The organism is Streptomyces vulcanius (assembly GCF_042653945.1).
In the GTDB taxonomy this organism is placed as follows: domain Bacteria; phylum Actinomycetota; class Actinomycetes; order Streptomycetales; family Streptomycetaceae; genus Streptomyces; species Streptomyces mangrovi.
Genome location: NZ_JBHSFK010000027.1, coordinates 115,571 through 140,328 on the forward strand (window position 1 = coordinate 115,571; position 24,758 = coordinate 140,328).

Below are 24,758 nucleotides of genomic sequence, written 5' to 3' on the forward strand. Positions count from 1 at the left end.
CCTCGGGCTGGGCCGTGAAGGCACTGCGGCCTCGACCACAGCAAGCACTTCCCAACCCGTCTCGGCGGTAATCACGAGGACATCACGAAGCCGCCACAAGGGCTGTGGCCTTCGTCACATGCCAATCGCAGGTGCCCCGCGTGGCGGCCGGACCGCTCAGGCGGCGCACAGGAAGCTCCCACCCACATCACAAACCGGGTATGACCTGGGCGGCGGCGGTATACGCGGAGATCAGACGCACTGTAGGTTCTTGCGCCATGGAGGAGCTGGACCGCCACATCGTGCAGCTGCTCGTCAAGGACGGGCGGATGAGTTACACCGACCTGGGCAAGGCCACGGGCCTGTCCACGTCGGCCGTGCACCAGCGGGTGCGTCGGCTGGAACAGCGCGGCGTCATCCGCGGCTACGCGGCCGTCGTCGACCCCGGGGCGGTCGGGCTGCCCATGACCGCCTTCATCTCGGTGAAACCGTTCGACCCGAGCGCCCCCGACGACATCGCCGACCGGCTGGCCGACGTACCGGAGATCGAGGCCTGCCACAGCGTCGCCGGCGACGAGAACTACATCCTCAAGGTGCGCGTGGCGACCCCGCACGAACTGGAGGAACTGCTCAGCCGGCTACGGGCGCTCGCGGGCGTGTCGACCCGGACGACGGTCGTCCTGTCCACGCCGTACGAGGCCCGGCCGCCCCGGATCTGAACCGGATCCGGACCGGATCCGAGGGGCCCGTGTGCCGGGCCGCCCCGGCGAGGCGCGAGACTGTTCCCCATGAGTGAGCGCGCCCCCGAGCCGAAGACCGTCCTGCTCCGCCGCGGAGAGGTCCACAGCCCCGCCGACCCCTTCGCGACCGCGATGGTCGTGGAGCGCGGCCAGGTCGCCTGGGTCGGCTCGGAGGGCGCGGCCGACGCGTTCGCGGACGGCGTCGACGAGACCGTCGACCTCGACGGCGCCCTCGTCACCCCGGCGTTCAGCGACGCCCACGTCCACACGACCTCCACCGGCCTCGCCCTGACCGGCCTCGACCTGTCCACCGCCCCCTCCCTGGCCGCGGCGCTCGACCTCGTACGGGACTTCGCAACCGCCCGCCCGCAGGCCAAGGTGCTCCTCGGGCACGGCTGGGACGCCTCCCGCTGGCCCGGTGGCCGTCCTCCGACGCGCGCCGAACTCGACGCGGCCACCGGAGGCCGCCCCCTCTACCTGTCCCGGATCGACGTGCACTCGGCGGTCGTCACCACCGCCCTGCTGGAGCTGACCCCCGGACTCGGCGCGCCCGACGGCCCGCTCACCGCCGACGCCCACCACGCCGTCCGCGCCGCCGCGTTCGCAGCCGTGACGCCCGCCCAGCGCACCGAGGCCCAGCGGACCGCCCTCGCGCACGCCGCCTCCCTCGGCATCGGCTCCGTCCACGAGTGCGCGGGCCCCGAGATCTCCTCCGAGGACGACTTCACCGGCCTGCTGAGGCTGGCCGCCGAGGAACCCGGCCCGCGTGTCGTCGGCTACTGGGCCGAGCAGGACGTCACGAAGGCCCGGGAACTGGGCGCGCTCGGCGCCGCCGGCGACCTGTTCATGGACGGCGCCCTCGGCTCCCACACCGCCTGTCTGCACGCCCCCTACGCCGACGCGGCCCACACCGGCACCGCCTACCTCACCGCCGCCGACGTCGCCGCGCATGTGACGGCCTGTACCGAGGCCGGGATGCAGGCGGGCTTCCACGCCATCGGCGACGCCGCCGTGACCGCCGTCGTCGAGGGCGTGCGCGCCGCCGCAGAGAAGGTCGGCCTCGGGCGCGTGCGCGCCGCCCGGCACCGCGTCGAACACGCCGAGATGCTCACCCCGGAGACGATCGCCGCCTTCGCCGAACTCGGTCTGACCGCCTCCGTGCAGCCCGCCTTCGACGCGCTGTGGGGCGGCGAGGACGGCATGTACGCCCAGCGGCTCGGCGCCGGGCGGGCCCGCACCCTGAACCCCTTCGCGGCCCTGCTGCGGGCCGGTGTCCCGCTCGCCCTCGGCTCCGACAGCCCGGTAACCCCGCTCGACCCGTGGGGCACGGTCCGCGCCGCCGCCTTCCACCGCACCCCCGAGCACCGCGTCTCCGTCCGCGCCGCCTTCACCGCCCACACGCGCGGCGGCTGGCGGGCGATCGGCCGCGACGACGCGGGCGTCCTGGTCCCGGGCGCACCCGCCGACTACGCGGTCTGGCACACCGACGCACTGGTCGTGCAGGCCCCCGACGACCGAGTCGCCCGCTGGTCCACCGACCCCCGCTCCGGCACCCCCGGCCTGCCCGACCTGACCCCCGGCACCGACCTCCCGGTGTGCCTGCGCACGGTGGTCGGCGGCCGCACGGTGTACGCACGGGCGGGCGCCTGACCCGCGGAGACGGTGCCGGGTCCGTCAAGGGCAACCCCGGGGGTAATTCCGGGGCGGATCAGGGGCAGGACGGCCGCGGATCAGGGGCGGATCCGGGACGGTTCCGGGGCGGATCGGGGGAGGAACAGGGGAAGATCACCCGTCCGCACGGCGCGGCATCCCGGGCAACGGCTGCCGCGCTGACCAGGGCATTGGCGAGAAAGCCGCAGGTCACACCCCTGTTGACAGCTGATGGCCGGGGGCCGGTAGGTTCGGCCGGGTCCACCACCGGACGCCCCGCCGCAGAACGTCCGCACACTCGCCGTGGCGCCGCTGGGTCAGGGACGGTGTGCCGCACCCGGGGCACCGTCGCTGGCAGCCAGGCTCAGCGGCTGCGTCGTGGGGAGGGAACGTTCCGTCCGGCCGGGGAGGTGTGACCCGGGTGGGGCCCGGGCGCTCAGTAGACAACGGCTTTCGGTCGACCCGCAGCCAGCGGGCCCCAGGTCGGCCCGAAGAGCGCCGGGCCCCGATCCGCAGCAGGCTTCGACGCGCCCACCGGCGGGTACGTGACCCGGTGCGAGCCCAAAAGCGGATTCTTACCCCGCTCTTGTGGGTTCGACACCGCCGGATGAACGTCCTGTCACGTCATCGCAGGCGGTGACCACTATGGTGGTGCCGTGCGTACGGACACGAAGGGGCAGCAGTGAACGACGGCGACGGGACCCTCGCGGCACAGGACCGGGGAAGGAAGTTCGGCCCCCTCGGCACCGCCCTGGTGATCATTCCGACCTACAACGAGGCCGAGAACATCAAGGCCATCGTCGGCCGGGTACGCGAGGCCGTCCCCGAGGCGCATGTCCTCGTGGCCGACGACAACAGCCCCGACGGCACCGGCAAGCTCGCCGACGAGCTGGCGGTCGGCGACGACCAGGTCCAGGTCCTGCACCGCAAGGGCAAGGAAGGCCTCGGCGCCGCCTACCTCGCGGGCTTCCACTGGGGCCTGGAGAACGGCTACGGCGTCCTGATCGAGATGGACGCCGACGGCTCCCACCAGCCCGAGGAACTGCCCCGGCTGCTCACCGCCCTCAAGGGCGCCGACCTGGTGCTGGGCTCCCGCTGGGTGCCGGGCGGCCGGGTGGTGAACTGGCCCAAGTCCCGCGAGGTCATCTCCCGGGGCGGCAGCCTCTACTCCCGCCTCGCCCTCGATCTGCCCCTGCGCGACATCACCGGCGGTTACCGCGCCTTCCGCCGCGAGACCCTGGAGGGCCTCGGCCTCGACGAGGTCGCCTCCCAGGGCTACTGCTTCCAGGTCGACCTCGCCCGCCGCGCCGTGAAGGCCGGCTTCCATGTCGTCGAGGTGCCCATCACGTTCGTCGAGCGCGAACACGGCGACTCCAAGATGAGCCGCGACATCCTCGTCGAGGCGCTGTGGCGGGTCACGGCGTGGGGCGTGGGGGAGCGGGTCAACAAGATCACGGGTCGCGCCGGTGACCAGCCGGAACCGCCCCGCGCGCAGCAGGGTTCCGAGGACGCCGGGGCGCAGGGCCGACCCGACGCGGTGCCGGCGCAGAACCGTTCCGCGGACGAGCCGGCGCAGTCGCCCGCGAAGTCCCACAGCGACGGCTGATCGTCCCCTTATCCCGCTCTGAGCCGGGTCCGGGCACACTGGAAGCATGACGACTGGCGCACCGATCCCGACGTACCCCGCCTCCGGCTCCGCCCCCACCCGGCCCAAGCGCTCCCGGCTGCGGACGTTCCTGCCGCTGGGGCTCGCCGCGTGGCTGGTGCTGGAGATCTGGCTGCTGACGCTGGTCTCCGGCGCGACCAACGGGTTCGTGGTCCTCCTGCTCCTGGTCGCCGGTTTCGTCCTCGGCTCGGTGGTGATCAAGCGGGCGGGCCGCCGCGCCTTCCGCAACCTCAACGAGGCGCTCCAGCGCGGCACCGCCCCCACCAGCGGCGGCGGCAACGGCCTGATGATGCTCGGCGGTCTGCTCCTGATGATCCCGGGCCTGGTCTCCGACGCGGCGGGCCTGCTGCTGCTCCTCCCGCCGGTCCAGAAGGCCGTCAGCGCCTACGCCGAGCGCAAGTTCCTCGCCGCGGCCACCGGGGCCACCCCGGGCTCCCTGGGTGACGCCTTCCAGCAGGCCCGTATCCACCGCCCGGACGGCAAGGTGGTGCCGGGCGAGGTCATCCGGGACGACCAGTAACTCTCGTCGCCGGGTAAATCTCGTCGCATCGCACAAAGACCGCGGGCGCCGTACGTGAGATACGTACGGCGCCCGCGGTCATTCGCGTGCGGTTGTTGCGGCCTTCCCGCTACGCGGACTTGCGGCTGTCGCGGGGATGTACCGCAAGGTTCATCGCCCCGGACCGCAGAACGGCCAGCCGTTCCTCGAGGACCTCTTCGAGTTCCTCACGGGTCCGCCGCTCCATCAGCATGTCCCAATGCGTACGTGCGGGCTTGGCCTTCTTCTCCTCAGGGCCGTCGCCGTCCACGAGGAGTGCAGGGGCTCCGCAGACCTTGCACTCCCACTCCGGCGGGATCTCCGCCTCCACCGAGAAGGGCATCTCGAAGCGATGCCCCTTCTCGCATGCGTACTCCACGGCCTGGCGCGGGGCCAGGTCGATGCCGCGGTCCGTCTCGTAGCTGGTCACCACGAGGCGCGTGCCGCGAAGAGCTCGCTCACTCATGAATCGTGCCTCCCGGGCTTGTCGCCCACAGGACAGGTGTCGCTGTCGTCGTCATCCGGTCAACGTCCGGTCGGCGGTAAAGATTCCCGTTCCGAGTCTTGTTCCGGGTCATGCGTCGCCGTCGTAGCCGCAGCCTTGTCAACCAGTGCAGTACCCACCGGCGCCCGGTTTGTCACATCCGTTAGGGGATGTCACCCAGCGTTTCGGCATCTTTGACGCGCAGTAACGGTACGCCTGGCAGGCCAAACGCGTACACTACCGCTCTTCCGCCCCCAGCGCTAAATCTTCTCGGGTACGGGATTCCCGGCCTCGCCGATCGCCCGCCGCACCGGAACCCGCGCGAGCAGCACGAACCCGATGACGAAGAAGGCCACCAGGGAGATGATCGCGCTCCGATAGCTCCCGGTCAGCTGGTAGGTCACCCCGAACAACAGCGGACCCAGCCAGCTCATCCCGCGGTCGCTCATCTCGTAGGCGGAGAAGTACTCGGCCTCCTTGCCGGGCGGGACGAGATGGGAGAACAGCGACCGGGACAGCGCCTGGCTGCCGCCGAGGACCAGCCCGATCGCCGACGCCAGCAGGAAGAAGCCCACCGGCGCCCCGGACGGCAGGAAGTATCCGGCCCCCAGGGTGAGTGTCCAGGCGACCAGGGAGCCGAGGATCGTGCGCTTCGCACCGTACGTCCGGGCCAGCCGCCCCATCCCCAGGGCGCCCGCGACGGCCAGCACCTGCACCAGCAGGACCGCGACGATCAGCGTGGACTGGCTCAGTCCCAGTTCCTCGGAGCCGTAGACCGACGCCTGGGAGATCACGGTCTGGATGCCGTCGTTGTAGATGAGGTACGCCAGCAGGAAGCCGAGCGTGAGCGGATGGCGGCGCATGTCGCGGACGGTCGCCGCCAGCTGCCGCAGCCCCGGGGCCGTCGGCTCCCGTACGACGGCCGGCCGGTCGCGCAGCCGCAGCAGCGGGATCAGTGTGAAGCCGCCCCACCACAGGCCCGCCGACGCCAGGCAGATCCGCACGGCCGTCGACTCCGAGACACCGAAGGAGTCGTGGGAGAGATAGAGGACCAGGTTCACGACCAGGACCAGGGAGCCCGCCGCGTACCCGAAGGCCCAGCCGCGCGAGGAGACCGCGTCGCGCTCCTCGGGCGGGGCGATCTGCGGCAGATAGGAGTTGTAGAGCATCATCGAGACCGACTGCGCCGCGTTCGCCACGATCAGCAGCGCGCCGCCGAGCAGATAGCGGTCGCCGCCGAGGAAGAACATGCCGGTCGTGGCCGCGGCACCGGTGTAGGCGGCGGCCCCCAGCAGAGGCTTCTTGCGGCCCGCGCGGTCGGCGGCGGCGCCCACCAGGGGCATCACCACGACGGCCACGATCACCGACAGGGACACCGAGTACGCGAAGAAGGAGCCCGCGCGCACCGGGATGCCCAGGGGATGGACGTACCCGTCGGCGTCCGCGGCCTCCTTGGCGACCGAGGTCAGGTACGGGCCCAGGAACACGGTCAGCACGCTCGTCGAGTAGACGGAGCACGCCCAGTCGTAGAAGTACCAGCCGCGCTGCTCGCGCTTCAGGTCCGTGGCGTCATCAGCCACCAGGGTGTCGTCGCCCACCCGCCCTCGCTTCCCCGCCCAGGATGCCGCGCACGGCGGCAGGGGCCGTCAGACCCAGACGCCCCGGTCCTCCATGACCTCGCGCAACGTGTCGATGTGATCGGTCATGATGCCATCGACTCCCAGGTCCAGGAGCCGGTGCATACGGTCGGCATCATTGATCGTCCACACGTGCACCTGCAGCCCGCGCGCGTGGGCGGTCCGGATGAAGCGCCGGTCCACCACCTGGATGCCCGACTGGGCCTCCGGCACCTGTGCCGCCACCGCCGACGCGCGCAGCGCCGCGGGCACCCCCCAGGACCGCAGCCGCAGGTTCAGCACACCCCGGGTGCCGTACGACGTCGCCAGGCGCGGCCCGGCCAGCCGCTGGGCGCGCACCACGCGGGCCTCGGAGAACGAGCCGACACAGATCCGGTCCCAGGTGTTCGTGCGCGCGATGAGCTTGAGCAGCGGGTGCAGGGCGGGCTCGGCCTTGATGTCCACGTTCCAGCGCGCCTCGGGGAAGGTCTCCAGGAGTTCCTCGAAGAGCGGCACCGGCTCCTTGCCGCCCACGCGCGCGTGCGCCACGTCCGCCCAGGGCAGATCGGCGATGCGGCCGGCGCCGTCGGTGACCCGGTCCAGCGTCGAGTCGTGGAAGGCGGCGAGCCTGCCGTCCCGGGTGGCGTGCACATCGGTCTCCATGTACCGGTAGCCCAGGTCGACCGCGCGCCGGAACTGCGCCACGGTGTTCTCCAAGCCGTCCGCGGCCCCGCCGCGGTGCGCGAACGGGATCGGCCCCGGATGGTCGAGGTAGGGGTGGCGTATGAGGGTGCTCACCGACGCAGTATCACCCCACCCGGTGTCCCGGTGGCAACGACCGTACTGCCGCCGGATGCCTTGGGGACGGCGAACATCCTGAGGAAGAGCTGAGCGAGCGGGCCGATCGACACCGCGTACAGCAGAGTGCCGACGCCGATCGTGCCGCCGAGGGCGAAGCCGGTCACCACGACCGCCGCCTCGATCGCCGTACGGGTCAGCCGGATCGAGCGGCCGGTGCGCCGGTGCAGCCCGGTCATCAGCCCGTCCCGCGGCCCCGGACCGAAGGCGGCGGCGATGTACAGACCGGTGGCCATGCCGTTGAGCACGACCCCGGCCAGCAGGAGGGGAACGCGCACGGCGAGCGAGTGCGCCTCGGGAAGCAGCGCGAGGGTGCCGTCCATCGCGAGGCCGACGACGAAGACGTTGGAGACCGTGCCGAGGCCGGGCCGCTGGCGCAGCGGGATCCACAGCAGCAGCACCGCCGCGCCGACCACGATCGAGACCACGCCGATCGTCAGACCGGTGAGCTCCGCCAGCCCCTGGTGGAGCACGTTCCAGGGCTCCAGGCCCAGCCCCGCCTCGACGAGCAGCGCCGAACTGGCGCCGTAGAGGACGAGTCCGGCGTAGAGCCGCCCCAGCCTGCGTGTGAGATGTTCCCCGGTCGGCAAGAGGTGCTCCTCAGTGGTCGTAGTGGCCTGACCCGTGTCACTCTGTGGCTTGGAAGGAATCGCCATCCATGGCCAATTCGGGGAAGGTGGACTGGTAATCATGGCGCAGTGGACCTCTGCGGTGGGGGCCGCACAGCTCGCGCGGCTGCTCAAGTCCCAGCAGGACCGCCCGGCGGGCCCGGGGACGCGCCGCCCGCCCGCCTATCGCGCGCTCGCCGACGGCGTCCGGCTGCTGGTGCTGGAGGGCCGCGTCCCGGTCGCCGCCCGGCTGCCCGCCGAACGCGAACTGGCCCTCGCCCTCTCCGTGAGCCGTACGACCGTCGCCACCGCCTACGAGGCGCTGCGCGCGGAGGGATTCCTGGAGTCCCGGCGCGGAGCCGGCAGCTGGACGGCCGTTCCGGCGGGCAACCCGCTTCCCGCGCGGGGCCTCGAACCCCTGCCGCCCGAGGCGCTCGGCTCGATGATCGACCTGGGCTGCGCCGCCCTTCCGGCCCCCGAGCCCTGGCTCACCCGTGCCGTGCAGGGTGCCCTGGAGGATCTGCCGCCCTACGCCCACACGCATGGCGACTACCCGGCGGGGCTGCCCGCGCTGCGCGCGATGATCGCCGACCGCTACACGGCGCGCGGGATCCCGACGATGCCCGAGCAGATCATGGTGACGACCGGCGCGATGGGCGCGATCGACGCGATCTGTCATCTCTTCGGCGGTCGCGGCGAGCGCATCGCCGTGGAATCGCCCTCCTACGCCAACATCCTCCAGCTGATGCGGGAGGCGGGTGCGCGGCTGGTGCCGGTGGCGATGGCCGAGGGGCTCGCCGGCTGGGACCTGGACCGCTGGCGGCAGGTGCTGCGGGAGGCCGCGCCGCGGATCGCGTACGTCGTCGCGGACTTCCACAACCCGACCGGCGCGCTGGCCGACGAGGACCAGCGGCGGCAACTGGTGGAAGCGGCCCGGTCGGCGGGGACCGTGCTGGTGGCCGACGAGACGATGACCGAGCTGTGGCTGGAGGACCTCGACGAACATGTGGTGAAGCCGCGGCCCGTGTGCGGGTTCGACCCCGCCGGGTCGACGGTGATCACGGTCGGTTCGGCGAGCAAGGCCTTCTGGGCGGGCATGCGGATCGGCTGGGTGCGGGCGGCTCCGGACGTCATCCGCAGCCTGGTCGCCGCCCGCGCCTACGCCGACCTGGGCACTCCGGTGCTGGAACAGCTCGCCGTGAACTGGCTGTTCGGCACGGGCGGTTGGGAGCGGGCCGTCGGCCTGCGGCGCGCCCAGGCCCGGGAGAACCGGGACGCGCTGGTGGCGGCGGTGCGCCGGGAGCTGCCCGAGTGGGAGTTCGCCGTGCCGAAGGGCGGGCTGACGCTGTGGGTGCGCACCGGGGGCCTGTCCGGTTCGCGGCTCGCCGAGGCCGGGGAGCGGGTCGGGGTGCGGGTGCCGTCCGGGCCCCGGTTCGGGGTCGACGGCGCCTTCGAGGGGTATGTGCGGCTGCCGTTCACCGTCGGCGGCGCGGTGGCGGAGGAGGCCGCGGTGCGGCTGGCTGCCGCGGCCCGGATCGTGGAGAGCGGCGGGACGGCGGGCGGCGAGGGGCCGCGGACGTTCGTGGCATAGCGGTGGGCGGGGCCTTCGGGGCCCCGCCCCCTCGGCTGCTATTCGGCCACGGCCGCCTCCACCGGCACCGGCACCGGGAGCGACTCCGTCATCTCGGCGTCCACCTTCTCCATGCGCACCGGAGCGGTCCGCGGCGGCAGCAGGTCCAGCACCGCCTGCCGGTGTACGTCGCTCGTCGCGTCGTCGTACGGATCGGGGGTCGCCGGCACCTGGACGCGGTGCACCGGTCCGGCGCCGAGCCGCGCGTAGCCGCGCCCGGCCGGGACGTGGTCGACGGGAGTGGTGTGCGGACGAACGCCCAGGACCGCGGTGAGCTGTCCCGCGGACGCCCGCCCGAGTACGACACGCGCGCGTGTGTGCTGCTGTACGACGTCACTCAGGACGTCCAGGCTGTCGAGCTGCTCGGCGACGACCACCGTCACCGAGGCCGCGCGGCCGTGCCGCAGGGGGACCTGGAGCAGGGACTGGGGGTCCTTGTGGCCGTCCGCCTCCGCCAGGTGGGTGAAGGCGGAGGGACGGTCGAGGAGGATCCACAGCGGGCGCCTGGTGTCGTCCGGCGGCGTCCGGCCCGTCTGCCGGGCGCCGTTGGCGGCGATGAGACGACGCTCCGTCTCCTGCGCGGCCCACTCCAGCGCGCCCAGCGCCCCGGCCAGCCCGACCTCGACGCCCAGGACGCCGTCCCGGCCGGTGAGACACGCGTACTCGCCGGTGCCGCCGCCCTCGACGATCAGTACGTCGCCGTACTGCAGGGCCTGGAGGGCGATGGAGCGCAGGAGGGTGGAGGTGCCGCTGCCCGGCTGGCCGGTGACCAGCAGATGCGGCTCGGTGGAGCGGAAGCCGGTGCGCCAGACCACCGGCGGGACGTCCCGCTGCTCCTCCCCGTAGCCGAGGGGAAGGGTGCGCTGGACGAGGGACGGGTCGGTGAAGCCCAGGACCGTCTCGCCGGGCGCGGTGACGAACCGCTGGGCGCAGATGTCGGTGGGCAGCGGGGCGAGGACGGCGACCGTGAGTTCGTTGCCCTCCTCGTCCCAGGTGAGGAGGTACTCACGGCCGCGGCCCGACTTGGCCGTGAGCAACTGCTCGATCCGCGCGCGCGGTTCGGCCTCGCCGTCCGGGAAGTAGGCCGGGTACCGGATCAGGAGGTGGCTGATCCGGCCCGAGCCGTCGAACTCGTAGGCGGGGAACGCCTCCTCCCAGTCGCCGCCGTGGGCGTAGAGGGGAGAAGGGTCCTCCGCCGTCGAGAAGTACGGGACCAGGGCCTCGTACAGCGACTGGAGTCGCTGGGTCTGCGACTCGTCGGGGCCTTCGGGAGCCGGTGGGGTGCGGTCCCGGCCCTGCCAGGCCGCCGCCGCCATCAGGGTGATGACGGCGAGCAGCGGGCCGTACGGCATGAGTGTCACGACCAGGATCACCGAGGCCACCAGGAACAGCAGCGGCCCGCGTCTGTCCTTGGGGGTCTCGGCCCACCTGCGCCGCCCGGCCGAGGCCAGCCGGCGCAGTCCGCGGGTGATCGTGATCAGGGGTTGGAGGACGTCGGTGGCGCTGTCCGTCGCCGTCCGGGCCAGCTCCCGGCTCCGGGCGATCTGCGCGCTGCCTGTGCTCAGGATGCGGGGGAGGGGGCGCCGGGCCACTGCAGTCTCCTGGAAGTGCGTACGGAAGGGACGGACGGCGGGGTGGGCGGCGTCAGAACTTGATGCCGCCCAGGAGGCTCGCCAGGCTCTCGCCGCCGGCCTTGATGCTCGGCGCGATGGCCGTGCTGGCCATGTAGAAGCCGAAGAGCGTCGAGACGACGAGGTGCGACGGCTTGAGCCCGTCCTTGCGGAAGAACAGGAAGACGATGACGCCGAGCAGGATGACGCCTGAGATGGAAAAGATCATTGGGGATCTCCTGGTTCGTGGGGACAGTCACCATGAGTACTTCCAGGATCACAGGATGTATCCATACTATTAAAGGTGCAACTGGGTGAATTTCATAGAATTTCCCCTATCTGGCGGAAAGTCTGGTGAGCCGCCTGAGCTGGCGAATTGCGTCGGACGGGTCCGTGCGTGATCTTTGCCTCAGCGAGGACCGGCCATGTGCGCGACGAGCCAGTACGCTGACGATTCACCTGAACGGTTGTAGCGAGAGGCGGTCCGGCCGATGAGTGAAGCCCCCGACCCCGAGGTCGTGGAGCTGGCGACCAGGATCTTCGATCTGGCCCGGCAGGGGCGGACCGAGGAACTCGTGTCGTACGTGGACGCGGGCGTTCCCGCCGACCTCACGAACGACCGCGGCGACTCCCTGGTGATGCTCGCCGCCTACCACGGCCACGCCGACGCGGTCCGGGCGCTGCTCGCCCGCGGGGCCGAGGCCGGCCGGATCAACGACCGGGGCCAGACCCCGCTCGCCGGGGCCGCCTTCAAGGGGGAGACGGACGTGATCAAGGTGCTCCTGGAGGCGGGCGCGGACCCGTCCGCGGGCACCCCCTCGGCCGTCGACACGGCCCGGATGTTCGCCAGGACCGAACTCCTGGAGCTGTTCGGCGCGCACTGAGCGGGCCGGGTAATGAACACTTCCTGAGCAGGTAATACGAAGTTCTTGACCAGTTAAGTCAACAACTACGGGGGAGGCGGTACGGGGCCGCCGGAAATTTCGGTCGCGGCAGGCAGAAGCGCCGGGTCATCATGACGACGTGATTCACGGACGTGATGGCTGGGCAGGTGTTGCCGCACCGCGCGGGCCGTGACGCGGTCCGCATGGGCCACCGACGAGAGGCAGAGGAAGATGGTCTACAGCAAGCAGGAAACGGCGGGCGCCCCGACGTGTTGTCACGCGGCCAGGTAGTACACGTCCCCGGTTGCGTCGACGCTTGATGTGAGGCTGTTTCCCATGTTCGATCCGGTCATAGCGCCCAGCGGTACGCTGCTCGGCCTGCTCCAGAGGGGTCGCGGCGACGGCACGCTGCACGCGCTCACCGCCCCGCGCGCCGAGGCGCTCGCGGCCCTGAACCACTGTGTGCTGCGCGATCCCCGCCACGACTGGCAGGTGGAGAACCGCTCCCTTTACTACGCCCGGCTCTACCTCGACCTGGGCGGCGACCTCGACGAGATCGAGGCACACCTCTTCGACGTCGAGGACGCCTTCGACACCGAGGAGTCACGCACGGGCCTCGCCCTGGCCGTCCTCGGCCATCTCGCCTCCTACGGCAGGCGGGACGCCCTGGAACTGCTGCGCAGGTACGCCGCCTCGGGTACCAGCTGGGCCTGGGCCCTGGACGAGCTCGCCCTGCGCGACGACGACGCCGGCCTGCGCGCCCTCGCCCTGCCGGTGCTCGCGCGGTTCGCCACCGACGCCGAGGGCGAGGCCGAACTGGCCGCCGCCGTACGCGACGCTTTCGAGCCACGGCCCTGGCGGCTGTGGGCCGAGGATCCCCGCGAATACGTCTCCACGCGTGTGCGTGCCGCCCAGGAAGCCGGCTGCTTCGACCGCTGGCAACGGCAGATGAGCCCGGGCGGACCACGCCCCGGCTGGAGCGTACGAGCCGTGTTCGAATGGGCCCAGCAGGGCCTCGAACGCGGCGCCGCCCTCCATGTCCCGGCCGCCCGATGTCTGATCGCCGTCGCCGGGCCCGAGGACCGCCCGGAGATCGTGCGAGCCGCCGAGGACGGCACCGACGGAGCCAGGAGCACCGCCCTGCGCTATCTCGCCGACTGCAACGACCCCGACGCCCTCGCCCTGATCGAGCGGGCCGTCGTCACCGGCTCCACGGCCGTCGTGGAGGCCGCCGTGGACGCCTTCGAACGCATGCGCAGTCTCGCAGCCGTCGACCGGGCCCGCGGCTGGGCCCACCGGCCCGACGCCCTCGGCGCCGCCGCCGGCCGCATGCTCGCCTGCCGGGGCGGCACCCGGGACAGCGACCTCGTCCTCGGTGCCCTGCGCGAGGCCGTACGCGGTGAGGGCCCCGACGCGCCGACCCTGTGGACGCTCGTCGACGGCACCGGGCGGCTCGGCATCGTCTGCGCGGCCCCCGTGCTGCGCCATATCTACCGCGAGACGGGCTCCTCCCATCTACGCGGGCGCTGCGCCCGCGCGCTCGCCGCCACCGACCCCTCCTTCGCCACCGGCTTCGCCGTCGAGTGCCTGTGGGACTGCGAGGAGTCCACCCGCGAGATCGCCGCCCGGCACGCCGAGACCGGTGACGCCCGGGTCGTCGAGCGCCTGCGCCGGCTCGCCGCCGACCCCGCCGAGGAGGCGGAGGTCCAGACGGCCGTAAGAAGCCGGATCGGACCGGACCCGGCGTCCGCCATGTGACCGCCGGACCCGTGGCGCGCCCGGCCGGTGAACACGAAGTGACTCGTGGGTCAGTTGCGCATGGACACCGCCTGACCTGCGCGGGCGGGTATCGGCCGGGCGTCGCGGGCGCAGCGCAACGCTCACAGGACGTTTGTCGTCCGGAAAGATCCACGTTGACGCGGCCACGTCCAGAGCGGCGAGAACACCCGTATGCGTGTCGTCATCGTGACCGAATCCTTTCCCCCCGACGTGAACGGCGTGGCCCACTGCGCGCTCCAGACCGCCCGGCACCTCGTAGATCGCGGTCACCTCCCGCTCGTCGTCGCACCGGCCACCGCCGCCGGTACCGGGCCCGACGCCTCCGCGCCGTGCCCCGTCGTCCGTGTCCCCTCCCTCCCGCTCCCCGGCTACCCCCAGGTACGCGTCGCCCTCCCCAGCCGACGCGTCGCCGCGGCCATCGTCGAACACCAGGCCGACATGGTCCACCTGGCCAGCCCGTTCATCCTCGGCGTACGCGGTATGGCCGCCGCCGCCCGGCTCGGTATCCCCGCCGTCGCCGTCTACCAGACCGACCTGGCCGGATACGCCCGCACCTATGTGCACGCCGGCGAGGCGGCGGCCTGGCGCCGCATCCGCTCCGTGCACGCCGCCGCCGACCTCACACTCGCCCCCTCCACCGCCGCCCGGCACGACCTGGAGACCCACGGGATCCCCCGGGTCAAACTGTGGGCCCGGGGCGTGGACACCGACCGCTTCCGCCCCGAACTCCGCGACGAAGCGCTACGCCGCGAACTCGCCCCGAACGGCGAGGTGATCGTCGGCTACGTCGGCCGCCTCGCCCCCGAGAAGCAGATCGAACTGCTCGCCGGGGCCTGCGGTCTGCCCGGTGTACGGGTCGTGGTGGTCGGCGACGGCCCCAGCCGCCCCCACCTGGACGAGGCCCTGCCCGGCGCCGTCTTCCTCGGCCGGCGCACCGGCGACGACCTCGCCCGGATCTTCGCCTCGCTCGACGTCTTCGCGCACACCGGCCCCTTCGAGACGTTCTGCCAGACCGTCCAGGAGGCCATGGCCAGCGGGGTCCCGGTCGTCGCGCCCGCCGCCGGCGGTCCCCTGGACCTCGTCGCCCACGGCCGCACCGGCCTGCTCGTCCCGCCGCGCGACACCGCCGCCGTACGGGACGCCGTCGGCGCCCTGGCCGCCGACCCCGCCCTGCGGAAGGCGTACGGCGCGACCGCGCGCGACATGGTCGAGGGACGCACCTGGGCCGCCGTCGGCGACCAGCTCATCGGGCACTACGGCGACGTGCTCGCGGCCCGCCGGCTGGTGATGGCGGCATGAGCGCCTCGGCACCCGGCAGGAGGGGCGGGACGTTCGCGACCGCCGCGGTAGGGCCGCTGCGGATCGTGCGCCTCGCGAACTTCGTCGCCCCGGCCTCGGGCGGGCTGCGCACCGCGCTGCGCGAACTCGGCAAGGGCTACCAGGCCGCGGGCCACGAGTCGGTCCTCATCGTGCCCGGCGAGCACGCGAGCGACCACGAGACCGAGCAGGGCCGCGTGATCACCCTGCCCGGGCCGCTGCTGCCCGGCACCGGCGGCTACCGCGTCCTCACCGACAAGCGGCGCGTCGCGGACCTCCTCGAGGACCTCGCGCCCGACCGCCTGGAGGTCTCCGACCGTACGACCCTGCGCTGGACCGGCAAGTGGGCGCGACGCGCCCGGGTCCCCGCCGTGATGGTCTCCCACGAGACCGCCGACGGCGTACTGCGCACCTGGGGCGTGCCGGAGAACGCCGCCCGGCGGGCCGCCGACGCGCTCAACATCCGCACGGCACACACCTACGCGCGCGTGGTGTGCACCACCGAGTTCGCCGAGCGCGAGTTCGTGCGGATCGGGGCGCGCAACGTGGTGCGGGCGCCGCTCGGCGTCGACCTCGTCGAGCGGCACCCCGCCCTGTACGACGCGGCCGTGCGGGCACGGTACGCGCGTGAGCACGAGGTGCTGCTGGTCACGTGCACCCGGCTGTCCGTGGAGAAGCGGCCCAGTACCGCACTGGACGCACTGGAGGCGCTGGTCGGACGAGGTGTCCCGGCGGTCCTGGTGATCGCCGGGGACGGGCCGCTGCGGGCCCGGCTGGAGCAGCGAGCCCGGGACCGGGGGCTGCCGGTCACCTTCCTCGGACACGTCCGGGACCGGGACGCCCTGGGCGCGCTGCAGGCGTCCGCCGACGTGTGCCTGGCTCCCGGGCCCGCGGAGACCTTCGGGCTGGCCGCGCTGGAGGCCATGGCCTGCGGCTCGCCGGTGGTCGTCAGCGCCTCCTCGGCCCTGCCCGAGGTGATCGGGGCGGCGGGAGCCGTCGCGGCCGACACGGGCGCCGCCTTCGCGGACGCCGTCGAGAGCCTTCTGGAGCGTTCCGAGGCGGAGCGCCGGGAAGAGGCACGCGCGCGTGCGGAGTGCTTCGGGTGGGGGACGGCCGTCGAGGCGTTCCTCGCGGCGCACGACGCGACGGTGCCGGCCCGGCCCCTGGCGGTCGGTCGTTCGGGTACGGGCGCTCCCGGCGCGGGCGACGCGTCGGGACCGGAGCGTCCTGACGTGAACGGTTCGACGGGACGGGAGCGTTCTGACGCGGGCGTAGCGACGGTACTGGCACGTCCCTTCGCCGCCGGAGGCCTCGGATGAGAAGCGTCCGTTTCGTCGCGCTCGGGGACTCCCTCACCGAGGGGGTCGGCGATCCGACGGAAGACGGGTGGCGCGGCTGGGCCGCGCTGCTCGCCGGCGGGCTCGCCGAGGAACCGGTGGACTTCACCAACCTCGCGGTCAGCGGGGCACAGACACGGGACGTGCTGGAGCGGCAGCTCCCGGCCGCGCTGGCCCTGCGACCCGACGTGGTCTCCGTCGTCGTGGGCGTCAACGACACCCTGCGCTGCACCTTCGACATCCACGCCGTCGCCGCCCGGCTCGACACCGTGTTCGCCGCCTTCGCCGAGCAGGGCGCGGTGCTGCTCACCGCGTGCCTGCCCGACCCGGGCGCCATGCTCGGTCTGCCCGGCGCCCTCGCCCGTCCGCTGGCCCGGCGGCAGCGGGCCGTCAACACCGTCGTCCACGCGCTGTCCGAGCGGTACGGGGCCGCCCACCTGCACGCGGCCGAGGGCGCCTGGCTGATGGACCGCGAGATGTGGAGCGCGGACCGGCTCCATCCGGGCGAGCGGGGGCACCGGCAACTGGCCGTGCGGTTCCACGAACTGCTCATGCCCATGGGGTGGGCGACCGGGCCCGCGCCCTCGCCCGAGCCGCAGTTCCCCGCCCCCACGACCTCGGCGAGCCTGTTGTGGCTGGCGACCGCGGGCACCGGCTGGGTGGCCCGCCGGTGCACCGACCTGCTGCCGCAACTGCTCAGGCTCGCCGCGGACGAGATGCGCCACCGTGCCCGCGGGACGAGCGCCAGGCTCGACCTGCGGGCCTCCGCGGCGGTCTCCGCGGCACTCGCCGCGCTGTCCGCCTCGGAACGCCGGCCGGACGTCGCCTAGTGCGCGGGGCTCACCACCGCCGTACGGCCACGAAGCGCACCGGTGTGCCCGGGACCGCCTGGGCGGCGGCCGGGAGGTCGGTCGCCCGGACGACCCCGATCACCGGGTAGCCCCCGGTGGTCGGATGGTCGGCCAGGAACACGACGGGCCGGCCGTCCGGCGGCACCTGTACGGCGCCCAGGACCATCCCCTCGCTGGGCAGCTCCCCGGTCACCGCCCGCTCCAGGGCGGGCCCCTCGGTGCGCAGCCCGATGCGGTTGCTCGCCGGCGACACCCGGTACGCGCGCGTGGTGAACGCCCGCATGGCTTCCGGCGTGAACCAGCCGTCGCGTGGGCCGAGCGTGATCCGCAGGACCAGTTCGGCCGGCGGAGCGGGCTGCGGGGCGATGTCCACGCGTGTGTGCTGCGCGGGTTCGGGGCCCAGCGGCAGCACCGTGCCCTTGGTGAGAGGTGCGGGGCCGAGGCCCGAGAGCAGGTCGGTGGAGCGGCTGTCGAGGACGGGTTCCACGGCGATGCCGCCGGACACCGCGACATAGCCGCGCAGTCCGGAGACGGCCGCCCCGACCTCCAGCACCGCTCCCGTCGGCACGCGCACCGGAGCGCCCCAGGCGGCCGGACGCCCGTCCACGGTGACCGCGCAGGGGGCGCCCCCGACGGCCACGGTGACCGTGCAGCCGGGGCGCAGGGCACAGCCGTTGACGGTGGTCTCCAGGACGGCCGCCTCGGGCGGATTGCCGACGAGCCGGTTGACCAGGGCCGCGGCCGGGGCGTCCAGCGCACCGGAGCGGGGCACGCCGAGGTGGGCGTACCCCGGGCGACCCCGGTCCTGGACGGTGGTGAGCGCCCCGGCGCGGACGACGAAGAGAGCGCGGTCGGTCACGCGGTCTCCGCTGGCCGGGTCGCGTTCGTGGCGTGTGTCGGCCCTGTCGGCTGGCCGGTCGGTCCGGCCGGTCCTGCCGGTCCTGCCGGTTCGGTCGTGTCTGTGGCGTCCGTCGGTCCGGCCGTGCTCGTGGCATCTGTCGGTCCGGCCGTGTCCGTCGCATTCGTCGACCCGGTCGCGACGAAACGCACGCGTGTGCCCGGCGACAGCAGCGCGGCCGGTTCGCGCGCCGGGTCCCACAGCACGGCGTCCGTCCGGCCGATCAGCTGCCAGCCCCCGGGCGACGCACGCGGGTACACGCCCGTGTACGGCCCCGCCAGCGCCACCGACCCCGCCGGGACGGCGGTGCGCGGGGTGGCCCGGCGCGGGACGTCGTAGCGCGCGGGCAGCCCGGTGAGGTACCCGAAGCCGGGCGCGAACCCACAGAAGGCCACCCGGAACTCGGTGTCCGAGTGGATACGGGCCACCTCCCCCTCGGAGACGCCCCAGTGGGCCGCGACGTCGGCGAGGTCGGGGCCGTCGTAACGCACCGGGATCTCGATCACCTCGCGCGCGGGCGGGGGAGCGGGCGGGATGTCCGCCGTGGTCAGTTCGGAAATCGAACGGGCCGGATCGTCCACGCCGTCCAGGAGCACCGTGCGGGCCGCCGGGACGATCTCGCGGACCGTCAGGAGTCCGGCGGCGCGACGGCGCAGCAGTTCCGCGTGCAGGGCCTCGGCCGCGGCGCCCGAGGCCACCTCGACGAGCAGGGCGTCGTCGCCGACGGGCAGGACGCGCAAACTCGCGCCCCCGCCCCCGCCCCCGCCCTCGCCCACGCTCGTCCTCGCGCTCATGCTCATGCGAAGGCCTCCAGCCGCACGCCGGATTCCTCCAGGCGGTGCCGCACCCGGCGGGCCAGGTCGACCGCGCCGGGCGTGTCGCCGTGCAGGCACAGGGAACGCGCGCGTACCGCGACCGAGGCCCCGCCGTGCGAGACGACCGTGCCGGAGAGCGCAAGGCTCAGCGACCGCTCCACGACGGCGTCGGGGTCGGTGAGCACGGCCCCGGCCTGCCCGCGCGGCACCAGCGTCCCCTGCTCGGTGTACGCACGGTCCGCGAAGGCCTCCGTGACGGTCGGCAGACCGGCCGCGTCGGCCAGGTCCAGCAGCCGCGAGCCGGGCAGCCCCAGCACGGGCAGCGCGGCGTCGGCGAGGCATACCCCGTCGACCACCGCGGCGGCCTGCTCCGCGTCGTGCACGACCCGGTTGTAGAGCGCGCCGTGCGGCTTGACGTACGCCACCCGCGCGCCCGCCGCCCGGGCGAAGACCTCCAGGGCGCCGATCTGGTAGGCCACCTCGGCGGCCAGTTCGGCGGGCGGCACGTCCATGGCGCGCCGCCCGAACCCCGCGAGGTCCCGGTAGGAGACCTGCGCGCCGATCGTCACGCCCCGCTCGGCCGCCAGCTCGCACACCCGCCGCATGGTGGCCGGGTCCCCGGCATGGAAGCCGCAGGCCACGTTGGCACTGGTGACGACGGACAGCAGTCGCTCGTCGTCGGTGAGCTGCCAGCGGCCGAAGCCCTCACCGAGGTCGGCGTTCAGATCGATCACGGTCATGGATCTTCCGAGTCTCCTTCCGGGGCCGTTGAGGGCCATTTTCCGCTTTCCGCCGGGCACGGTCGCACTAGGCCAGGCGGTACTGCTCGTCGCGGGCGTCGGTGAGGAACATCTGGCCCGGGGCGTGGGTCAGGGCGAACGGCGGGCGCGAGGCCATCACCGCGGCCTGCGGGGTCACACCGCAGGCCCAGAACACCGGGATGTCGTCCGGCTCGACGGCCACCCGGTCGCCGAAGTCGGGCCGGTCGAGGTCCCCGATGCCCAGTCCCGAGGGATCGCCGCAGTGCACGGGACTGCCGTGCACCGCCGGAAGCAGACTGCTCTCCCGGATGGCGGCGGCCAGATGTTCCGGCGGCACCGGACGCATCGACACCACCATCGGACCGTGCAGCCGCCCCGCCGGCCGGCACTGACGGTTCGTCACGTACATCGGGACGTTCCGCCCCTGCTCGATGTGCCGGATCGGGACGCCCGCCCCGGCCAGCGCCCACTCGAAGGTGAAGCTGCAGCCGATCAGGAACGACACCAGGTCCTCTCGCCAGTACGCGCGCACGTCCGTCGGCTCGGCCACCAGCTCGCCGTTCTCCCACACCCGGTAGCGCGGCAGATCGGTGCGCAGGTCCGCGCCCTCGGCCAGCACGGTCGTCCAGGAACCCGCGTCGGTGACGTCGAGAACCGGACACGGTTTCGGATTGCGCTGGCAGAACAGCAGCATGTCGTACGCCCAGTCGGCGGGCACCGAGATCAGGTTGACCTGGGTGTGGCCCGCCGCCACCCCCGCCGTGGGGCCCGCGAGGCCCTCGCGGAAGCGGGCCCGGGCGCCGGCGGGGCTCCACGCGTGCGCGTGCTCCTCGACCAGGGTCAGCGGACGGTCTTCGGTGGGGGCCGGCCGGTTCACTCGAGCTCCTTGCCACGCGTCTCCGGCAGCCCCAGCAGCGCCAGGGCGGCGATTCCGTAGCCGATCGCGCCGAAGACCAGCGCGCCGCCCACGCCCCAACTGTCGGCGAGGAAGCCGACCGTGGTGGGGAAGACGGCGCCCACGGCGCGCCCGGTGTTGTAGGTGAAGCCCTGTCCCGTGCCGCGTACGGCCGTCGGGTACAGCTCGCTCAGGAAGGACCCGAAGCCGCTGAAGATCGCCGACATGCAGAACCCGAGCGGGAAGCCCAGTACCAGGAGCAGGGTGTTGGCGCCGTCGGGGATGTTCGCGTACGCCAGGATGCAGATCGCCGACAGCAGGGCGAACAGCCAGATGTTGCGCCGCCGGCCCAGCCGGTCGGTGAGATAGCCGCCGGTCAGGTAGCCGAGGAACGCGCCCGAGATCAGGAACGACAGATAGCCGCCCGTGCCGACCACCGACAGTCCGCGGTCGGACTTCAGATACGTCGGCACCCACGTCGCCAGCGTGTAGTAGCCGCCCTGGACACCGGTGGACAGCAGCCCGGCGAACACCGTCGTCCGCAGCAGCGGGCCCTTGAAGATCGCCGTGAACGAGCCCTTCCGGTCGCTCCGCTCACGGACGGCCGTGGCCTCCGGCGCGTCCTTCACCCGGCGGCGCATCCACACCACGAGTACGGCGGGCAGGGCACCCGTCCAGAACATCACGCGCCAGGCCAGGTCGTCGCCGAAGAACGAGAAGACCAGCGTGTACACGAGCGCGGCGAGGCCCCAGCCGACGGCCCAGGAGCTCTGGACCGCGCCCAGGGTGCGGCCCCGGTGCTTCGGGCTCGCGTACTCGGCGACCAGGATCGCGCCGACCGCCCACTCGCCGCCGAAGCCGAGCCCCTGCAAGGCGCGGAAGACCAGCAGGGTCTCGTAGTTCGGCGCGAAGCCGCACGCCACGGTGAAGACGGCGTACGTGATCACCGTGATCATCAGCGCCTTCACCCGGCCGATCCGGTCGGCCACCACGCCCGCGACGGCGCCGCCGATCGCGGAGACGACGAGCGTGACGGTGGTGAAGAGCCCGGTCTGGCCGCTGTCCAGGCCGAAGTACGCCGCCAGCGCGACCATGCTCAGCGGCAGCGTGAAGTAGTCGTACGAGTCGAGCGCGTAGCCGCCGAACGCGCCGGCGAAGGCGCGACGGCCGCGCGGGCCGAGGGCGCGCAGCCAGGCGAACGCCCCGTCCTCGGGGGAGTGTTCGACGGCGGCGGACCGTGGGGCGGCGGTCGGGGTCCGTGATGGAGGGGTCGTGCTCATGGGCACCTCGCAGAGGGAGGACGGAGGGTGCGGGGAGTGAGCAGTGCAGTGCCGTTGAGCTGAAGGTAGAGGATCGTTGAACGATCCTTCAATACCCATGTTGTTTCGTTCTCGTGTTCTGCGGTTGAATTCCGGCATGGCAGAGCAGCTGACGGGACTGGCCGACGACCGCGCCCTCCTCGGGCGCACCAGTACGGCCGAACGGGTTTCGGACATCCTCAGGAGCCGGATCGCCGACGGATTCTTCCCACCCGGAACACGTCTGTCGGAAGACGCCATCGGCGGTGCTCTCGGCGTCTCCCGCAACACCCTCCGCGAGGCGTTCCGGCTGCTCACCCATGAGCGCCTGCTGGTCCACGAGCTGAACCGGGGCGTGTTCGTCCGGGTCCTGACCGTCGAGGACGTCGAGGACATCTACCGCACGCGCGCGCTCGTCGAGTGCGCCGTCGTACGGGGGCTGGGGGAACCGCCGTACGCCCTGGAACGGCTGCGGGCGGCCGTCACCGAGGGGCAGGTGGCCGCCGTGGAGAATGACTGGAAAGCGGTGGGTACCGCCAACATCCACTTCCACCGGGATCTGGTCGCCCTGGCCGGAAGCGACCGCACCAACGAGCTGATGCGCAGCGTCTTCGCCGAACTGCGTCTCGCCTTCCACATGGTCGACGACCCCCGGAAGCTGCACGAGCCGTACCTCATGCGCAACCGCCAGATCCTCCAGGCCCTGGAGGCCGACGACCGGCGCGAGGCGGAGAGACTGCTCGAGACCTACCTCCAGGACTCGCTGGAACGGGTCGTCGAGGTGTACCGGCGACGGGTCGGGGAAGGGGCGGCGGGCACGACCGAGGGCTGAGAACCCGCACGGTTTCTGTCGTTTGGGTCGATGTCAGACCGAGGACCTAGTCTGTGCACCGTGACTTCGCCTGCATCGACGGACCGTGTTCCGCCCCAGCTCAGCGCGGGACCGCGCCCGGCTCCGGGCCCGGCCGCCGACGAGGGGCTGGCGCGGCGGCTGCGCGCGCTCGCCTGCACCGCGCCCATCCACGACCTCGACGCGCGCAAGGCCAACCTCGCCGGTGAGTACTCGGTGTACGGCATGGCGGAGATCGCCCTCGCCGCCATCGACCTCGTCACCCTGAACATGGACTTCGACACCGGCGCCGACCACGACCAGATAGTGGCCAGGCTCCTCCCACGCATCGCCGCCCAGGCACCCCGGCGGCCCGTCGCCGAGCACGAGCGCGTGGCCCGCTGGGTCCTGGAGAACCTGATCAACGTCGGCAGCGTCGACCGCGGCTTCCGCGCCGTATACGGCACGTTCGCCGCGGACGGCACCTATGTGCGCCGCGACTACGACTTCAAGCTGATCGAGGAGGTCCCCGGCTACGGCGGCGCGGTCTACCTGCGGACCACCGACGAGGCGGTCAACGTCCTGGTCGGCGCCCTCGACACCGACGTCACCAGCGCCCAGATCGCCGCCGAGGTCAAGCTGGAGGTCCTCATCCGGCGCGGCCGTCTCGCCGACGCCCAGCTCGCCGCCGAGCAGGCGCGCTACCGCACCGTGCAGTACTCGGAGACCCTCCGCAGGGTCCTGGACGCCACCCGGCGCAACGTCCGCGCGGTGGACTGGCTCAGCACCGTGCCCGACATGATCGCCGAGGCCCTCGACCACGTCGCCGACCGCTACCGCCACGAGAACGCGATCCTCACCAACATCCGCCGGGCCCGCGACGAGATCGAGGACGCCGAGAACAAGCGGCGCGCCGCCGAACTCGTCGACATCGTCAAGGACTGCATCCGCCGCCACACCCAGCTGCAGTCCCGGCTGCTGGAGGCCGGCCCGCTGTTCCGCGCCGAGCAGGACCGGCAGGCCTTCGCCACACCCATGACCTCGTCCGGGATCGACCTCTACGGTCATCTCGTCGCACCCGTCCTCCCGCTGCCGCTGGAGCAGGCGGTCCGGGTCACCGACGCCTTCTTCGCGCGCGGTACCGGCCTGCGCACACCGGCGTCCGTGCGGGTCGGTGACCTCGTCGACCTGCTGCTGACGCCGCCGGTGGAGCGCGAGCACCTCGGGGCGGAGATGCCCGAGCCGGACCTCATCGCCACCCCCGACGACAGCCGCTTCAGCGAGGAGCAGCTGGCCGCCGCGATGGAGCTGCTCGACCTGCCGGCCGACGCGCCGCGGAGACTGTCGGGGCTGCTGGCCGAGGCCCGGCGCTCCGATCCCGACCTGCCCTACCTGGTCGCCCTGCTGGCCGTGCACGCCGCCAGCCCGGCGGTCGGCACGGCCTACCGGCAGGGCGAGGGGAAACTGCTGTTCGCCGTGGACGACGGCACCGAACTGGACGACCCCGAGTTCGGCGGCGCCGACCTGATAGTCGGCACCGCGCTGCTGGACGCGGCGGGGATGGCTGCGGACCGGACGGAGGCGGCGTGACGTCGTACTCCGGCTGTGGGCCGCTGGTGGCCGGTCGCGCCCACGCGGCGAAGCCGCACAGTGACGCAGCCCCGCGCCCCGAGGGAGCCGCCCTCACCCCCATTGGCGAGAACAAGGAGTGGTGA

Annotated in this window: 23 protein-coding genes and 1 pseudogene; 13 read left to right on the forward strand and 11 right to left on the reverse strand. The window is 72.9% G+C overall.

Annotated elements, in window-relative coordinates:
• The first annotated feature begins 257 nt into the window (after positions 1-257).
• The 4 genes from ACFPIH_RS34770 to fxsA all read left to right on the forward strand — a co-directional run bounded on the left by ACFPIH_RS34770 (position 258) and on the right by fxsA (position 4,555).
• Positions 258-698: an Lrp/AsnC family transcriptional regulator gene (locus tag ACFPIH_RS34770; RefSeq protein ID WP_381181313.1), complete on the forward strand. Its 441-nt coding sequence runs from the start codon at positions 258-260 to the stop codon at positions 696-698.
• A gap of 69 nt (positions 699-767) precedes the next feature.
• Positions 768-2,369: an amidohydrolase gene (locus tag ACFPIH_RS34775; RefSeq protein ID WP_381181311.1), complete on the forward strand. Its 1,602-nt coding sequence runs from the start codon at positions 768-770 to the stop codon at positions 2,367-2,369.
• A 682-nt stretch (positions 2,370-3,051) separates the two neighbouring features.
• Complete coding sequence (locus ACFPIH_RS34780) at positions 3,052-3,975, forward strand: polyprenol monophosphomannose synthase (protein WP_381181309.1); 924 nt, start codon at positions 3,052-3,054, stop codon at positions 3,973-3,975.
• A gap of 46 nt (positions 3,976-4,021) precedes the next feature.
• Complete coding sequence (gene fxsA / locus ACFPIH_RS34785; RefSeq protein ID WP_381181307.1) at positions 4,022-4,555, forward strand: FxsA family membrane protein; 534 nt, start codon at positions 4,022-4,024, stop codon at positions 4,553-4,555.
• Between the two features lie 109 nt (positions 4,556-4,664).
• On the opposite strand, the gene ACFPIH_RS34790 is transcribed toward fxsA, so the two are convergent.
• The 4 genes from ACFPIH_RS34790 to yczE all read right to left on the reverse strand — a co-directional run bounded on the left by ACFPIH_RS34790 (position 4,665) and on the right by yczE (position 8,187).
• Positions 4,665-5,039, reverse strand: coding sequence for an RNA polymerase-binding protein RbpA (locus ACFPIH_RS34790; RefSeq protein ID WP_020128921.1), 375 nt, complete (start codon positions 5,037-5,039; stop codon positions 4,665-4,667).
• A 278-nt stretch (positions 5,040-5,317) separates the two neighbouring features.
• Positions 5,318-6,655 (reverse strand): MFS transporter, encoded by a 1,338-nt coding sequence (locus ACFPIH_RS34795; protein WP_381181305.1) that lies wholly within the window; start codon positions 6,653-6,655, stop codon positions 5,318-5,320.
• Positions 6,656-6,703: 48 nt separating this feature from the next.
• On the reverse strand, positions 6,704-7,471 hold the full coding sequence (locus ACFPIH_RS34800; protein ID WP_381181303.1) for a glycerophosphodiester phosphodiesterase family protein: 768 nt from the start codon (positions 7,469-7,471) through the stop codon (positions 6,704-6,706).
• Positions 7,468-8,187 carry a membrane protein YczE gene (gene yczE, locus ACFPIH_RS34805; RefSeq protein WP_381181301.1) on the reverse strand — a complete coding sequence of 240 codons (720 nt, stop codon included), beginning with the start codon at positions 8,185-8,187 and terminating at the stop codon, positions 7,468-7,470. The genes ACFPIH_RS34800 and yczE overlap by 4 nt, the downstream gene beginning before the upstream one ends.
• Positions 8,188-8,221: 34 nt before the next feature.
• Here yczE and ACFPIH_RS34810 point away from each other — a divergent pair, with 34 nt between their 5' ends.
• A complete protein-coding gene (locus ACFPIH_RS34810; protein ID WP_381181299.1) occupies positions 8,222-9,730 on the forward strand; it encodes an SCO1417 family PLP biosynthesis transcription factor in 1,509 nt (502 codons plus the stop codon).
• 38 nt (positions 9,731-9,768) lie between these two features.
• Here ACFPIH_RS34810 and ACFPIH_RS34815 read toward each other — a convergent pair whose 3' ends face one another.
• Positions 9,769-11,361 carry a P-loop NTPase family protein gene (locus tag ACFPIH_RS34815; RefSeq protein WP_381181297.1) on the reverse strand — a complete coding sequence of 531 codons (1,593 nt, stop codon included), beginning with the start codon at positions 11,359-11,361 and terminating at the stop codon, positions 9,769-9,771.
• A gap of 52 nt (positions 11,362-11,413) precedes the next feature.
• Positions 11,414-11,608, reverse strand: a complete 195-nt coding sequence (locus ACFPIH_RS34820) for a hypothetical protein (protein WP_381181295.1) — start codon at positions 11,606-11,608, stop codon at positions 11,414-11,416.
• A 262-nt stretch (positions 11,609-11,870) separates the two neighbouring features.
• Here ACFPIH_RS34820 and ACFPIH_RS34825 point away from each other — a divergent pair, with 262 nt between their 5' ends.
• The 5 genes from ACFPIH_RS34825 (at position 11,871) to ACFPIH_RS34845 (ending at position 17,526) form a co-directional block, all read left to right on the forward strand.
• Positions 11,871-12,263 (forward strand): ankyrin repeat domain-containing protein, encoded by a 393-nt coding sequence (locus tag ACFPIH_RS34825; protein WP_381181293.1) that lies wholly within the window; start codon positions 11,871-11,873, stop codon positions 12,261-12,263.
• A 336-nt stretch (positions 12,264-12,599) separates the two neighbouring features.
• Positions 12,600-14,021, forward strand: coding sequence for a HEAT repeat domain-containing protein (locus tag ACFPIH_RS34830; RefSeq protein ID WP_381181292.1), 1,422 nt, complete (start codon positions 12,600-12,602; stop codon positions 14,019-14,021).
• Positions 14,022-14,213: 192 nt separating this feature from the next.
• The gene (locus tag ACFPIH_RS34835; protein ID WP_381181290.1) at positions 14,214-15,341 is read left to right on the forward strand and encodes a glycosyltransferase family 4 protein; all 1,128 of its coding nucleotides are present in this window, start codon (positions 14,214-14,216) and stop codon (positions 15,339-15,341) included.
• A complete protein-coding gene (locus tag ACFPIH_RS34840) occupies positions 15,338-16,678 on the forward strand; it encodes a glycosyltransferase (protein ID WP_381181288.1) in 1,341 nt (446 codons plus the stop codon). Before ACFPIH_RS34835 ends, ACFPIH_RS34840 begins: the two co-directional genes overlap by 4 nt.
• Positions 16,675-17,526 (forward strand): SGNH/GDSL hydrolase family protein, encoded by an 852-nt coding sequence (locus ACFPIH_RS34845; protein ID WP_381181286.1) that lies wholly within the window; start codon positions 16,675-16,677, stop codon positions 17,524-17,526. Before ACFPIH_RS34840 ends, ACFPIH_RS34845 begins: the two co-directional genes overlap by 4 nt.
• Positions 17,527-17,536: 10 nt before the next feature.
• Here ACFPIH_RS34845 and ACFPIH_RS34850 read toward each other — a convergent pair whose 3' ends face one another.
• The 5 genes and pseudogenes from ACFPIH_RS34850 to ACFPIH_RS34870 form a co-directional block, all read right to left on the reverse strand.
• On the reverse strand, positions 17,537-18,406 hold the full coding sequence (locus ACFPIH_RS34850) for a 5-oxoprolinase subunit C family protein (RefSeq protein ID WP_381181284.1): 870 nt from the start codon (positions 18,404-18,406) through the stop codon (positions 17,537-17,539).
• A gap of 179 nt (positions 18,407-18,585) precedes the next feature.
• Positions 18,586-19,185 (reverse strand): annotated as a pseudogene (gene pxpB, locus ACFPIH_RS34855) (5-oxoprolinase subunit PxpB); the annotation flags it as partial.
• Between the two features lie 56 nt (positions 19,186-19,241).
• Positions 19,242-20,000 carry a LamB/YcsF family protein gene (locus ACFPIH_RS34860; RefSeq protein WP_381181282.1) on the reverse strand — a complete coding sequence of 253 codons (759 nt, stop codon included), beginning with the start codon at positions 19,998-20,000 and terminating at the stop codon, positions 19,242-19,244.
• A 67-nt stretch (positions 20,001-20,067) separates the two neighbouring features.
• Positions 20,068-20,898, reverse strand: a complete 831-nt coding sequence (locus ACFPIH_RS34865) for a putative hydro-lyase (RefSeq protein WP_381181281.1) — start codon at positions 20,896-20,898, stop codon at positions 20,068-20,070.
• Positions 20,895-22,196, reverse strand: coding sequence for an MFS transporter (locus ACFPIH_RS34870; RefSeq protein WP_381181279.1), 1,302 nt, complete (start codon positions 22,194-22,196; stop codon positions 20,895-20,897). Before ACFPIH_RS34870 ends, ACFPIH_RS34865 begins: the two co-directional genes overlap by 4 nt.
• Positions 22,197-22,332: 136 nt before the next feature.
• Here ACFPIH_RS34870 and ACFPIH_RS34875 point away from each other — a divergent pair, with 136 nt between their 5' ends.
• The 3 genes from ACFPIH_RS34875 to ACFPIH_RS34885 are packed head-to-tail and all read left to right on the forward strand — an operon-like array spanning position 22,333 to position 24,758.
• Positions 22,333-23,046, forward strand: a complete 714-nt coding sequence (locus tag ACFPIH_RS34875) for a GntR family transcriptional regulator (RefSeq protein WP_381181277.1) — start codon at positions 22,333-22,335, stop codon at positions 23,044-23,046.
• Between the two features lie 60 nt (positions 23,047-23,106).
• The gene (locus tag ACFPIH_RS34880; protein WP_381181275.1) at positions 23,107-24,633 is read left to right on the forward strand and encodes a hypothetical protein; all 1,527 of its coding nucleotides are present in this window, start codon (positions 23,107-23,109) and stop codon (positions 24,631-24,633) included.
• Positions 24,630-24,758 (forward strand): hypothetical protein, encoded by a 129-nt coding sequence (locus ACFPIH_RS34885; RefSeq protein ID WP_381181274.1) that lies wholly within the window; start codon positions 24,630-24,632, stop codon positions 24,756-24,758. Before ACFPIH_RS34880 ends, ACFPIH_RS34885 begins: the two co-directional genes overlap by 4 nt.